The sequence below is a fragment of the Pseudomonas sp. B13(2017) genome (assembly GCF_002113245.1).
Classification (GTDB): Bacteria; Pseudomonadota; Gammaproteobacteria; order Pseudomonadales; family Pseudomonadaceae; genus Aquipseudomonas; species Aquipseudomonas putida_Z.
Genome location: NZ_NEJX01000011.1, coordinates 164,537 through 176,941, shown reverse-complemented (window position 1 = coordinate 176,941; position 12,405 = coordinate 164,537). Strand labels below are relative to the sequence as shown.

The 12,405-nt window shown below is 64.0% G+C and carries 11 protein-coding genes; 2 read left to right on the top strand and 9 right to left on the bottom strand.

The window, feature by feature from the left end; genetic code table 11:
• Positions 1-65: 65 nt before the first annotated feature.
• The 8 genes from CAG44_RS16135 to CAG44_RS16100 form a co-directional block, all read right to left on the bottom strand.
• Positions 66-1,028 carry a D-glycerate dehydrogenase gene (locus CAG44_RS16135; RefSeq protein WP_085692519.1) on the bottom strand — a complete coding sequence of 321 codons (963 nt, stop codon included), beginning with the start codon at positions 1,026-1,028 and terminating at the stop codon, positions 66-68.
• Positions 1,029-1,039: 11 nt separating this feature from the next.
• Positions 1,040-2,332, bottom strand: coding sequence for an MFS transporter (locus CAG44_RS16130; protein WP_085692518.1), 1,293 nt, complete (start codon positions 2,330-2,332; stop codon positions 1,040-1,042).
• A 58-nt stretch (positions 2,333-2,390) separates the two neighbouring features.
• Positions 2,391-3,341 carry a sugar kinase gene (locus tag CAG44_RS16125; RefSeq protein ID WP_085692517.1) on the bottom strand — a complete coding sequence of 317 codons (951 nt, stop codon included), beginning with the start codon at positions 3,339-3,341 and terminating at the stop codon, positions 2,391-2,393.
• Positions 3,334-4,122, bottom strand: coding sequence for a TIM barrel protein (locus tag CAG44_RS16120; protein ID WP_085692516.1), 789 nt, complete (start codon positions 4,120-4,122; stop codon positions 3,334-3,336). Before CAG44_RS16120 ends, CAG44_RS16125 begins: the two co-directional genes overlap by 8 nt.
• Before the next feature lie 67 nt (positions 4,123-4,189).
• On the bottom strand, positions 4,190-5,209 hold the full coding sequence (gene ptxS, locus CAG44_RS16115; protein ID WP_025339278.1) for a transcriptional regulator PtxS: 1,020 nt from the start codon (positions 5,207-5,209) through the stop codon (positions 4,190-4,192).
• Between the two features lie 271 nt (positions 5,210-5,480).
• Positions 5,481-6,725, bottom strand: coding sequence for a cytochrome c (locus CAG44_RS16110; protein ID WP_085692515.1), 1,245 nt, complete (start codon positions 6,723-6,725; stop codon positions 5,481-5,483).
• A 12-nt stretch (positions 6,726-6,737) separates the two neighbouring features.
• Positions 6,738-8,522, bottom strand: coding sequence for a GMC family oxidoreductase (locus tag CAG44_RS16105; protein WP_085692514.1), 1,785 nt, complete (start codon positions 8,520-8,522; stop codon positions 6,738-6,740).
• A 3-nt stretch (positions 8,523-8,525) separates the two neighbouring features.
• Positions 8,526-9,266 carry a gluconate 2-dehydrogenase subunit 3 family protein gene (locus CAG44_RS16100; protein ID WP_085692513.1) on the bottom strand — a complete coding sequence of 247 codons (741 nt, stop codon included), beginning with the start codon at positions 9,264-9,266 and terminating at the stop codon, positions 8,526-8,528.
• Between the two features lie 285 nt (positions 9,267-9,551).
• Between CAG44_RS16100 and CAG44_RS16095 the strand changes: the two genes are divergently transcribed.
• On the top strand, positions 9,552-10,241 hold the full coding sequence (locus tag CAG44_RS16095; protein WP_085692512.1) for a histidine phosphatase family protein: 690 nt from the start codon (positions 9,552-9,554) through the stop codon (positions 10,239-10,241).
• Between the two features lie 2 nt (positions 10,242-10,243).
• Entirely contained in the window at positions 10,244-11,122 is an 879-nt protein-coding gene (locus CAG44_RS16090; RefSeq protein ID WP_025339283.1) for a phosphatase PAP2 family protein, read from the top strand.
• Here the strand turns inward: CAG44_RS16090 and CAG44_RS16085 are convergent.
• Positions 11,104-12,384 carry an OprD family porin gene (locus CAG44_RS16085; RefSeq protein ID WP_025339284.1) on the bottom strand — a complete coding sequence of 427 codons (1,281 nt, stop codon included), beginning with the start codon at positions 12,382-12,384 and terminating at the stop codon, positions 11,104-11,106. The genes CAG44_RS16090 and CAG44_RS16085 overlap by 19 nt on opposite strands.
• Positions 12,385-12,405: the final 21 nt, after the last annotated feature.

Here is a 12,405-nt window from a genome sequence, read left to right as displayed (position 1 = left end):
CTGCGTCGCCTGCTTCGCGGGCATGCCCGCTCCCACAGGGGCCGCGCAGGTTTGTGGATCTGGCTTCAGCCATTCACCAGGTTGGCCGGGCGCTCACCAGCCAGCGCACTGAGCAGGTTGTCCACCGCACAGCGCGCCATGGCCTGGCGGGTTTCCTCGGTCGCCGAGCCGATATGCGGGGTCGCCACCACGTTGTCCAGCTGCAACAACGGCGACTGCGCCGGCAACGGCTCCTGCACGAACACATCCAGGCCGGCGCCGCGGATGCGCCGGGCACGTAACGCTTCGATCAGCGCCGGCTCATCCACCACGCGCCCGCGGGAAATGTTCACCAGGATTGCCTGGGGCTTCATCAGCGCCAGCTCCCGCGCGCCGATCAGGCCTTCGGTGCTGGCACTCAGCGGCACGGTCAGGCAAACGAAATCCGCCTGCTGCAACAGCTCGTCCAGGCTGCATCGGCGCGCCGCATGGCGCGCCTCCACCTCAGGCTTGGCACGCTGACTGTGATACAGCACACGCATGCCGAAGCCGGCCGCGGCACGCCGGGCCAGGGCCTCGCCGATGCGGCCCATGCCGACGATGCCCAGCGTCTTGCCGTGCACATCGCTGCCGAAATGCGCCGGGCCGAGGTTGGCCTGCCAGTTCCCGTCTCGCACCCAGTTCGCCAGCTCCACCACCCGCCTGGCGGTGGCCAGGATCAAGGCAAAGCCCGTGTCGGCGGTGGTTTCGGTCAGCACGTCGGGGGTGTTGGTCAACATCACGCCACGCCGGCTGAGCTCGGCGATGTCGTAGTTGTCCACGCCGACCGAAACGCTGGACACCACTTCAAGCTGTGGCGCCAGGTCGAGCAGGCTGGCGTCCAGGCGCAGGCTGGCCCCCAGCAACCCGTGCGCCCCCGGCAAGGCGTCGCGCAGGCGTGCCAGGCCATCGGGCCCGGACGTGTCCACCCAGGTCACCTCGACGCGCTCTTGCAGGCGTGCCATCAAGTCGTCGGACAGGCGTTTGTACAGGACGATTCGCTTTTTCATTGCACTGGTTCCTAATGGTTCATGGCCAGACGCGAGTTGCCGCGCTTGGCCCGGCCGGATGTCTGGGAAGTATTGAGTGCGGCCGTAAGCGCCACTGCGGCCAGCAGCGCACCGCACATGAACAGGTAGGAGGCACCGGGCCCGCCCGTGACGCCATTGAGGTAACCCACCAGCCACGAGCCACCGAACGAACCCAGCGCGCCCATGCTGTTGATCAGCGCCATGGCACCGCCCGCAACGTTGGCCGGCAGGATCTCGGGCACGATCGCGAAGAACGGGCCATAGGGTGCGTACATGCAGGCGCCGGCGATCACCAACAACGCGTACGACAGCCAGAAGTGCTCGCTGCCCAGGGCGTACGAGCCATAGAACGCGACGGCGGCGATCAGCAGTGGCGGCCAGACGAAGCGCTTGCGCTTCTGCAGGCGGTCGGACGCCCACGACACACCGACCATGCCCAGCACCGCCGCCAGGTAAGGTACCGACGACAGCCAGCCGGCCTGCACGATGTCGAGGTTGGCCGTCTGCTTGAGGATCGACGGCAACCACAGCACGAAGCCATACACACCGATGCTCCAGCAGAAATACTGCAGCGAAAGGATGATCACCTGCGGCGAGCGGAACGCCTCGCGGTAGTTCTTCACCGGCTTGATACCTTGCTGCTCGGCAGCCAGCGCCTGCTCCAGGGCGGCCTTTTCCTGCTCGCTCAGCCAGTTCACCTGGGCCGGGCGGTCATCCACCAGGCGCCACCAGAAGAACGCCCAGATGACCGCGGGCAGGCCTTCGATGATGAACATCCAGCGCCAGTCGTAATGCTTGACCAGGTAGCCCGACACCACCGACATCCACAGGATGGTCACCGGGTTGCCGAGGATCAGGAAGGTATTGGCGCGCGAACGCTCGGCGCGGGTGAACCAGTGGCACAGGTACACCAGCATGGCCGGCATCACCGCCGCCTCCACCACCCCGAGCAGGAAGCGGATGCCGATCAGCATGTAGACGTTGCTGACCACGCCAGTGAGCGTGGCAAGGCCGCCCCAGAGGATCAGGCAGACAAAGATCAGCTTCTTCACACTGCGCTTTTCCGCGTAGATGGCGCCAGGCACCTGGAAGAAGAAGTAACCAAGAAAGAACAGTGCCCCCAGCAGCGAAGACAGTGCGGGGGTGATGTGCAGGTCTTCAGCCATGCCGGAAGCGGCGGCGAACCCGTAGTTGGCGCGGTCCAGGTACGCCAGGCTATAGGTGAAGAACACGATCGGGATGATGTACCACCAGCGGCGAGGTGCCAGGCTTTGGCTTTGCATGGTTCGTTTCTCCTGAGCTTGTTGTTTTTGTTGCAACAGGTGTTTCGGGGTCAAGTGTTCACGCGCTTCTGCGCAGGTCGTGGGCTTGCAGCTCATGGCGCAGCGGCAGCCCTTCCATGTCGCCACGCGACTGCACGGCGCGGCTGCCGCACCAGTTGCCACGCGACACTGCCTCGGCTACCGGGTGGCCCTCCAGCAGCGCACTGAGCACGCCGACGGCAAAGGCATCGCCGGCGCCAACGGTGTCCACCACATGGCTGACCGGCACTGGCGCCACCTGGCCTTCGCCCTTGGCGCTGCGGAAGTAGGCACCGGCGTCGCCCAGCTTGATCACCACCAGTTCCACCCCTTGGTCGAGGTAGAACGCGGCGATGTCTGCCGGGGTGTGCTGGCCGGTCAGCAGGCGGCCCTCTTCCAGGCCTGGCAGAACCCAGTCGGCCTTGGCCGCCAGGGCATTGACTTCACGCACCATGCTGCTTTGGTCAGGCCACAGCGAGGGGCGCAGGTTGGGGTCGAACGAGATGCTGCGCCCGGCGGCACGCATGGCGTCCATCAACGCATGCGACAGCGCCCGGCAGCCCTCCGACAGCGCCGGCGGGATGCCGGTGGCGTGCAAGTGGCGGGCCTGCAGAGAGCCCGGGCGCAGCAGCGCCGGCGACAGCCGGCTGGCCGCCGAGCCACGGCGGAAGTACTCCACCGCCGGGTCGCTGCCGTCATCGCAGCGGGCCTTGAGCTGGAAGCCGGTGGGGTAGCTGGCATCTACCTCGACGCCGGAGCAGTCCAGGCCTTCGCGGCGCAGGCTGTCGAGCACGAAACGGCCCAGCGAATCGTCGCCCACCCGGCTCAGCCAGCGAACCTTGAAGCCCAGCCGCGCCAGGCCGATGGCCACGTTGCTGTCGGCGCCGGCGATGCGCTTGCCGAACTGGCCGACACTGGCCAGGTCGCCGGCCTGCTCGGCGACGAACATGGCCATGGTCTCGCCGAAACACAGCACGTCATGCTCATGCATGGCTCAGCTCCTCACTCGATACGCCCTGCCCCAGCGCCGCCAGGTCGCGCACCTGGGCACGGGTCAGCGCCAGCAGATCGTCGCTCACCAACGGGTACTCGACAGCACGCACCACGCCGGGGGTGAACTCGGCCATCAGCTCAGCCCACTCCTGCAGGTCCGCAGTCTCTGGCGGGACGGCTACCAGGCGGCCATCGGCCCGGCGCTGCACGGCCTTGCAGTGCACATAGCGCACCCAGCGGCCAAGCTGGCGTGCGGCGTGCCGGGCAGGCTCGCCCTGCCACTGCCAGTTACCGATATCGAAGGTCATGCCCAGGCTCAGCCCGAGTTCGTCGGCGCGCTGGAAAAACTGCTGCAGGGGTTCGATTCGTCCACCTTGCGCGGTCTGGTCGTTCTCCACCAGCAGCAATGGCCCGTGCGCCGGCAACAGCGTCGCCAAGGCCGCGACGTCACAGCCCGCATGGTAGTGGCCCAGGGAAACCTTGAGCGCTACCGCGCCAAGGGCGCGGGCGGTTTCCAGCTTTTGCGCCAATTGCGGGTCAAGCTCGCCTTGTGCGGTCCACAGTTCCAGGGGCGTGGAATACAGGCACTCAAGGCGCAGCGCGGCAATGGCTGCAGCCAGCGCTGCAGTGTCCGGCGCACAAGTGAACAGTTCTTCGCGCAGTTCCACGCGGGTAACGCCAGCGGCAGCCAGCAGGTCAAGGAACTGCTCCTGGCCACGTTGCCGGACAAAGTCGGCACCGTAGCTGGAGAGGCTGATGGAAACGGGGCTCGAGTGCATTGTTGTTGTCCTTATGAAACCGGTTTCATTTTTTGATGACAGCAGGCACGCAGGTGCCTGCCTGTGATTACTGTGGCTGGGTTGAACCTCGGATGATCAGCTCGGCCTTGAAGTCGATGCGCCGGGCTGCCCCGCTGTCGCCGCGCAGGCGGCCAAGCAGGCTCTCGAATGCTGCCACGCCGATTCGCTCGGTGGGCTGGGCCAGTGCAGTGATGCCGCTGCCGACCAAGGGGTACCAGTCGAGGTCGTCGAGGGCGATCAGCCCGACGTCCGCGAACAGATTGCGCCCCGCTTCGTGCAGGGCACGGGTCACGGCCAGGGTGGCGACACCGTTGAAGGTGAAGATGGCCTGCGGGCCATGGCCGCTGCCGGCGAGGAACGAAGCCAGCTGGTCATCCAGCCCGGCGCCGATTTCCAGCACCTGCTGGCGCATGCCGGGGCGCCGGCTGATCGATGTGCCGAACGCTTGCACCCGCTCCAGCCGCGAGCTGGTGCCATCGAGGCGTTCGGTTACCGCCAGGATGTCGCGGTAGCCTTGCGCCTGCAGGTGGTCCAGGGCCTGCTCGACCGCGTCGGCATTGTCCAGGCCCACCAGGTCGACATTCAGTTCGGGCAACTGGCGGTCGACCAGCACCATGGGGATGTCGCGCTGCAGGTTGAGCAATTCGCCGGGGTGATGGCCAAGCGTGTTCACGATCAGCCCTTCGACGTTGTAGGACTGCAGGGCCACCAGGTGGTGACGCTCCTGCTCGTCGTCGCGGTTGGTGTTGCACACCACCAGGCTGTAGCCGTGCTGGCGGCAGGCAGTTTCCACGCCATGCATCACGGCCACTGAATAGGGGTTGAGGATATCGGCCACCAGCATGCCGATCAGGCGCGTCTGGCCGCGCTTCAGGCCACGGGCCATCTGGTTGGGGCGGTAACCGAGGCGCTCGATGACCTCTTCCAGGCGCTTGGCGGTGGCTTCGGCGAGCAACTGCCGGTCACCGCCGATGTAACGGGAGACGGTGGCCTTGGAAACGCCAGCGACACGCGCTACTTCGCTGATGGTGACCCGTTCGCGGGCATGGGCAGGCGCGTCGGTCATGGGCTGTCCTTATGATTGTTGTGATAGCGATGAAACCGGTTTCAATACAGCAAAATCGCACGCGTTCGTCAACATGCCGTTGGTCGGGAGTGCGATATTCATGCGTAGTAAATGCAATAAGAATACGCTTTAACTAACTGATACATATAGAAATGTTAACGCGAAACCCTGTGGGAGCGGTTCACCCGCGAATGCGATGTTGAATGTGCCGACGCATTCGCGGGTGAACCCGCTCCCACAGTGGATTGGGGGTGCAGACAGAGGGATGCAGTTAACGGAGGGCTTTCACGTCACTGGCGGTGACGGCATCCCCTTGGTTACCCCAACTGGTGCGAATGAAGTTCACCACCTCGGCAACCTCCTGGTCACTCAGGCGCCAACCGAACGCCGGCATGGTGAAGTTCGACGGTGCCGCGTGCGTCGCCGGCACTGTGCCCCCCGCCAAGACCACGTGGATCAGCGATGTGGCATCCGCCGTCTGCACCACCGGGTTGCCGGCCAGGGCCGGGAACACGCGGGTATAGCCCTGGCCATCGGTACGGTGGCAGGCCGCGCAGTTGTCGATGTACACCGCCGCCCCGGGCTTGCTGTCGTCGCCCTTCCACAGCGCATCCGCCACCTGTTTGTCGTACACGTGCGGCTGGTCGTCAGGGTTGCTCGGCGGCAACGTCTTCAGGTAGCGGGCGATAGCGGTCAGGTCGGCGTCGCTCATGTGTTGCATGCTGTGCTCGACCACGTCGCTCATGCCACCGAACACGGCGCTGCGGTCGCTACGGCCAGTCTTGAGAAACTGCACCAGCTGCTCTTCGCTCCAGCTACCCAGGCCGTCCTTGTGGTCGCCACGCAGGTTCTTGGCAATCCAGCCTTCCAGCGGTGCACTGCCAGCCAGGAACTGCTCGCCATCCTGTGGGCTCAGTGCCTTTTCCTGCATGGTCAGCGCCCGCGGCGTATGGCACGCGCCACAGTGCCCCAGGCCCTCGACCAGGTAGGCACCGCGGTTGACCACCGGGTCGGCAGCCGCCGACGCCTGCCAGGGCTTGGCCTCTGGCGCGAACAACCCGCGCCAGACCGCCAGCGGCCAGCGCATGCTCAGCGGCCAGGGGATGTCGGTGGCCTTGTTCGGCTGCTCGATCGGCTCCACGCCCTTCATGAAGTAGGCATACAGCGCCTGCATGTCCTGCTCGCTGACGCGCGCATAGGACGGGTATGGCATGGCCGGATACAGGGTGCTGCCGTCCTTGCCGATGCCCTTGCGCACCGCCTGGTCGAAGTCTTCGAAGCTGTACTGGCCGATACCACTGGCCGCCGGGGTGATGTTGGTGGAGTACACCGTGCCGATCGGTGTCTCCATCGGCAGCCCACCGGCGAACGGCTTGCCGCCCTTGGCGGTATGGCAGGCGACGCAGTCGCCGGCGCGGGCCAGGTACTCGCCCTGGCGCACCTGCGCATCGTCGTTCGGCGCAGCCTGTGCAGCCACGCTGGCACCCAGCAGGGTTGCGATCAACATTGTCTTCATGCGCATCGCTCCTCAAGCCTGGACCAGCGGGCCAGGGTTTTTCAGGTACTGCTCGCGGATGGCGCGGGCCGACCAGTAGGTCAGCGCAGCCACCAGCCCGGTCGGGTTGTAGCCCAGCCCCTGGGGGAACGCCGAAGCCCCCGGAACGAACACGTTGTGCACGTCCCAGCTTTGCAGATAGCGGTTCAACGCACTGGTTTTCGGGTCGGTGCCCATGATCGCGCCGCCGTTCAGGTGGGTGGTCTGGTAGCTGGCGGTGTTGAAGTGGTCCTTGACCTTCTTGCCCAGCACGGCAATGGTCTTGGGGTTCATCGCCTGGGCGATCTTGCTCAGCTTGTCGACCATGAACTGGTTCATCCTGATGTCGTTTTCCTGCCAGTCGAAGGTCATGCGCAGCAGTGGTTGGCCGTAGGCGTCGCGGTAGGTCGGGTCGAGGTCCAGGTAATTGCCACGGTAGGACTGGTGGGCGCCGTGGGCGTCCATCGACACCTGGTGGGTGTAGTAATCGGCGGTGGCCTTCTTCCAGGCGCTGCCCCAGGCCGGTGTGCCAGGCGGGGTGGCGCCGCCGGCAATCGGCCGTGTACCGGCCTGGTTCACCCACATCGGCGAGCCACCGACGAAGCCGTGCGGGCCATGGTCGAAGTTGTCGGCGTTGAAGTCATCGATGGCAATGCCGTTGCCACCGGCACCGATGAAGTTGTTGGTGTAGGTGTCCTTGTCGAAGAACGCCTTGACCGTGCCCATGTTCTGGTAGGCGAAGTTACGCCCGACCACGCCTTCGTTCTTGATGGGGTCGTACGGTTTGCCGATGCCGGACAACAGCATCAGGCGCACGTTGTTGAACTGGAACGCCGCCAGGATCACCAGGTCCGCCGGCTGCTCCACTTCCCGCCCCTGGGCGTCGATGTAGGTCACCCCGGTGGCCTTGCGCTTGCTGTCGTCCAGGTTCACCCGCAGCACATGGGCATTGGGCCGCAATTCGAAGTTCGGCACCTGGCGCAGCGCCGGCAGGATGTTCACGTTGGGCGAGGCCTTGGAGTACATGTAGCACACGTAGCCGCTGCAGAAACCGCAGAAGTTGCACGGCCCCATCTGCGCCCCGTACGGGTTGGTGTACGAGCCGGAGGTGTTGGCCGACGGCAGGTTGTAGGGCTTGTAGCCCAGGCCGGCCGCCGCTTTTTCGAACAGCCTGGCCGACACCACGTTTTTCTGCGAAGGCAGCGGGAACGGGCTGGAACGGTCCGGCGCATAGGGGTTGCCGCCCTTCCCTTCGCCAACGACCTGACCGTTGACGGTCCAGGCCTGGCCAGAGGTACCGAATACCTTTTCGGCAAAGTCGAAGTGCGGTTCCAGATCCTCGTAGCTGACCCCGAAGTCCTGGATCGTCATGTCTTCGGGGATGAACTTGCGCCCGTAGCGTTCTTCGTAGTGGCTGCGCATGCGCAGCTCCATCGGGTCTACCCGGAAGTGCACGCCAGACCAGTGCAGGCCTGCGCCACCTACACCTTTGCCCGGCAGGAAGGCACCGAGCTGGCGATTGGGCAGTGCCACGTCGTTCATGCCGTGGCGGATGGTGACGGTTTCTTTCGACACATCGACGAACAGCTTCTTGCGCACGCTGTAGGTCAGCTCGTCGATCACCTGCGGGTAGCTGCCTTCCGGGTAGGTGTCCTGCATCGGCCCCCGCTCCAGGGCCACCACCTGCAGCCCGGCCTCGGTCAGTTCCTTGGCCATGATCGCGCCGGCCCAGCCGAAGCCCACGATTACCGCGTCCACTTTCTTCATCACGGTCGCCATGCCTCAGGCCCTCTCGCCACGGATCGAAACAGCCGGGAACGGGTAAGGCTCGTTGCGCTCGACCCAATCCATGAAATCGGCGCGGGCGCCGGGGAAGCCGATCTGGGTCCAGCCGACCATGCCTTTGTTGCCGCCATGGATCGGGTCGCAGAAGAACCCTTCACGGGTGTTCTGCACCAGCAAGCTGAAGAACACCTTGGCCGGCACGGTGTCGAAAACCAGCTCTCCAGCCTCGACCTTGCTGAGAATATGGTCCCGGGTAGCGCTATCTTGCGCAGCAAAAACTTGCCCGGAATTGGCCTTGCACCAGCCGTCCACGGCGGCGATGCCCAGGCGGTAGATCTGTTGCGGGCTGAGTTGCAGCTGGTAACCCAGTTCGGGCGCGGCGTCGGCCTTGAACGGGCCCTGCATGTACCACTGCGCGCCGGTTGCGTAGGGGGTGTTCATCTGCCGGTCGATGAATTCGGCAGCGCCGGCTTCAAGTGCACCAGGACCAAGCTCGTCGGCCGGGATGATGCGCGAGACGGCGGCCTGCACGAAGGCCCACTCCTCGGCAGTGAAGAACGTCGGCTGGTAGTTGCCCGCTGGCGGTGTGGCCGGCACTTTTGGCTCGTGTTGCGGGGCCGCAAGCAGCTGACTGGCACCCATGCCAAGCCCCGTGCTGGCCACGGTGACCACAGGGATCAAGGTCAAGGTCTTGCGCAAAAAGTCCCTGCGCGGGTTGTCTGGGGCATGGTCAGGCATTGCGAATCCTCATCGGCTGTGTGCGGCCTTGAAAAGCGCCATCTGATTTTCAATAGGGAGGGTGGTCTTGATAGGCCATCAAGAAAACAGCCGAATAATTTAGCGTGTTCAGAAATGTTTTGAAACCGGTTTCATGCTTGACGGCTCTACCGTAAGCCAGACCGAACCACTGCGGTAAATCGCATCCGGCCAAGGCAATTTTCACATCCAGGTCACTCTGCGCTGACATCCCGCTCCCTAAAGTGCCGACGCTCGCGAATGGAACGAGCTGACTGGAGTGGCAACATGCTGCAAGGCATCATCGACAAAACCCCGGCCCTGAGGCTGTACCAAACCTTTCGCCTGCCTTCGCGCGGCGTCCTGATCGCAGCACTGTGCATGCTGTTGGCAGTGACCGTGACGGCGGCCTGGGCCCATGCCCGCTTTGCCACCCCCAATCTTGGCAACACACACCATCCGCAACACAGCGAACTCCAGGCCAACTGGTCGAAAGGTTCGGTGATTGTCGTGCTTCGCCATGCCGAGCGCTGTGACCGCTCCCGCGGAGCCTGTCTGGGTGACCCAACCGGTATAACGGTCGCGGGCAGCCGGGTGGCCGCCGATGTAGGTCGCGGCCTGCAACGCCTTGGCCTGGGCAAAGCCGATGTATGGGCCAGCCCCGAGGTGCGTACCCAGCAAACCGCACATGCCATGTTCGGCAAAACCATCACCACGCAGGGCTGGCTCAAGCAGTGTGATGGCCAGTTTGCCGAGACCGCCTTTGCCCACAAGCGAAACGGCCACAACCTGGTGCTGGTCAGCCATAGTGGGTGCATGGAACAGCTGGAGCGCACGCTTGATGTGCCTGGTAGCGCGCGCTCGAACGGCTATGCCAGCGCCCTGTTCATCACTCAGGGCAGCGATGGCAAAGAGAAGCTGCTAGGCCAGATGGCTGCCAGTGAATGGAGCAAACTCGTCGACGCCATGGAACTCTGAACATGCCGCCCCGTACCGCCTACTACCGCAACAACCTGCTGCTGCCTCTGTTGCTGGCCGCTATCGTGTTCATGGCTTTCGACCTCACAGAGCTCGATCGCTGGATCAGCAACCTGCTACTGGACCCGGCGACCGGCCAGTTCCCGCTGTTGCACAACCAGTGGTTCGAGAAAGTCACCCACAAGTGGCCACGGATACTGCCGGATTGGACCGGTGAACTGGCGGTCATCGGCAGCTTGCTGTCGTTCATCTGGCCTCGCTTGGCCAACCGTCCGCAACCGGGCCTGACACGGTTTCTGGAAAATGCCCGAATCGCACCGGCCCTACGCTTTACCACCAACCACCGCCGCGACCTGCTGTTCGTGGTGGTGGCGTTCGCCCTGAGCACCACGGTGATTCACTACCTTAAAAGCCATACCAGTGTGTATTGCCCGGTGGAAACCACGCTGTATGGCGGTACGCAGGCCCAGGTCGAATGGTTCGAAAACTTCTCCTGGTGGGGCAAGGCCGGTGATGGCCGCTGCTGGCCGGGTGGTCATGCTTCCAGCGGGTTTACCTTGTTGGCGCTGTATTTCGTGGCATTGCGTTATCGCTGGGCACATGCCCGCAAGCTACTGGTGGCGATTCTGCTGATCGGGTTCGTATACGGCACTACCCGGGTGTTGCAGGGCTGGCACTACATGTCCCATACGTTCTGGGCCGGTATTTTTGTCTGGTTTACCACCTGGATAACAGCATTATTCTTCTATGGGCGCATCGCTTTGCAAGCGCCTGTGGGAGCGGGCATGCCCGCGAAGAATCCAGCGCGGTGTATGGCACCGGCTTCGCCGGTGCTCGCGAGCATGCCCGCTTGTGCAAAACCTCAGAATTCGAACGTGTAACCCACGATCACCCGGTTTTCATCCGCCGCATCGGCAAAGTTCGAACGCATGCTCGCGTTGCGCCAGCGCAGCGACACATTCCTCAATGGGCCCGACTGCACCACGTAGGCGATATCCGTGGTCCGCTCCCATTCCTGCCCTTCCCCACCTTGGGCTGCCAGCGCCCTGCCCTTGGCGCTGGCGATGCGCTGCGGATCTACCTGGTCGCCCTTCACATATCGCACGTTGAAGGTAAGCCCGGGGATGCCCAAAGCGGCGAAGTTGTAGTCATAGCGCAGCATCCAGGCCCGTTCCTTGGCCAGGGCGAAGGTGCTGACCTGCTGCTCGCTGAACAGGTAGGTATCGGTGCCACCCACGTAGGCATACGCCGTATCGCCGCGGCCCTTCTGATAACCACCACTGAACGTGTGGCCCTGAACGGTATAACCGAAGTTGGTGCTGAGCGTCTGGTTGTCGACCTCGCCAAGCAATGCACGTCCCTGCTCGCGTGCATTGAACCATCGCCACTCGCTGAATACTTCCCCAAGCCCCAGGGCGGCCTTGAACTTGAACCCTGCAAAGTCGCGGTGGAACAGGTCCTCGAGTTCACTGGCGTGCAAGCTCAGCGTCAGGTTGGCCAACAGCTGATAATCGACCCCGGCGTAGTACAACCGGTCACTGGTGACCGTTGCCGAATAGGCCCCCTGTTGCGCCATGGCGGTCAGGTCCTCATAGTCGGTGGAATCGCGCAGCTTGGTGGCATCCACCTGCATCAGGGTGAACGTAAACCGGTCCAGATCCTTGCTGGCCAGGTGCGCGCCGTTGAACCACTGGGGAAACAGGCGGCTGTTGTTGGACGCCAGCAACGGCAACTGCGGGCTCAGGCTACCCACTTTCAACTCGGTCTGCGCCAGCCTGGCCTTGAAGGTGGCCACGGCCTTGGCGTAGGCATCCGCAGCACGTTTGTCGCTGCCGCGCGGCAACAGGCCGGTGCCGCTACGGTCCGGCGAAGAATCGAGCTTGAGCCCCAGCATGCCGGCCGCATCCAGGCCGAGCCCGATCACCCCCTCGGTATAACCGGACTGTACGCGCAGCATGAAGCCCTGGGCCCATTCGCCACGCCGGGATTGCGTGGCGCTGGCGCCGTGAAAGTCGCGGTCGAAATAGAAATTGCGCAGTTCCAGGCTGCCGCTGCCGTCATCGATAAAGGCAGCCTGAGCGGATTGCCAGGCGCAGCAAAGCGCCGCGAGCATCAGCGATGCTCGCCGGGAGAGAATTATCATGGGTGTGCCTTGTTCTTTTTG

Excerpts from the sequence above, each read along its gene's own strand:
- CAG44_RS16135 (WP_085692519.1), bottom strand. The coding sequence starts at position 1,028 with ATGAAAAAGCGAATCGTCCTGTACAAACGCCTGTCCGACGACTTGATG.
- CAG44_RS16130 (WP_085692518.1), bottom strand. The coding sequence starts at position 2,332 with ATGCAAAGCCAAAGCCTGGCACCTCGCCGCTGGTGGTACATCATCCCG.
- CAG44_RS16125 (WP_085692517.1), bottom strand. The coding sequence starts at position 3,341 with ATGCATGAGCATGACGTGCTGTGTTTCGGCGAGACCATGGCCATGTTC.
- CAG44_RS16120 (WP_085692516.1), bottom strand. The coding sequence starts at position 4,122 with ATGCACTCGAGCCCCGTTTCCATCAGCCTCTCCAGCTACGGTGCCGAC.
- ptxS (WP_025339278.1), bottom strand. The coding sequence starts at position 5,209 with ATGACCGACGCGCCTGCCCATGCCCGCGAACGGGTCACCATCAGCGAA.
- CAG44_RS16110 (WP_085692515.1), bottom strand. The coding sequence starts at position 6,725 with ATGAAGACAATGTTGATCGCAACCCTGCTGGGTGCCAGCGTGGCTGCA.
- CAG44_RS16105 (WP_085692514.1), bottom strand. The coding sequence starts at position 8,522 with ATGGCGACCGTGATGAAGAAAGTGGACGCGGTAATCGTGGGCTTCGGC.
- CAG44_RS16100 (WP_085692513.1), bottom strand. The coding sequence starts at position 9,266 with ATGCCTGACCATGCCCCAGACAACCCGCGCAGGGACTTTTTGCGCAAG.
- CAG44_RS16095 (WP_085692512.1), top strand. The coding sequence starts at position 9,552 with ATGCTGCAAGGCATCATCGACAAAACCCCGGCCCTGAGGCTGTACCAA.
- CAG44_RS16090 (WP_025339283.1), top strand. The coding sequence starts at position 10,244 with ATGCCGCCCCGTACCGCCTACTACCGCAACAACCTGCTGCTGCCTCTG.
- CAG44_RS16085 (WP_025339284.1), bottom strand. The coding sequence starts at position 12,384 with ATGATAATTCTCTCCCGGCGAGCATCGCTGATGCTCGCGGCGCTTTGC.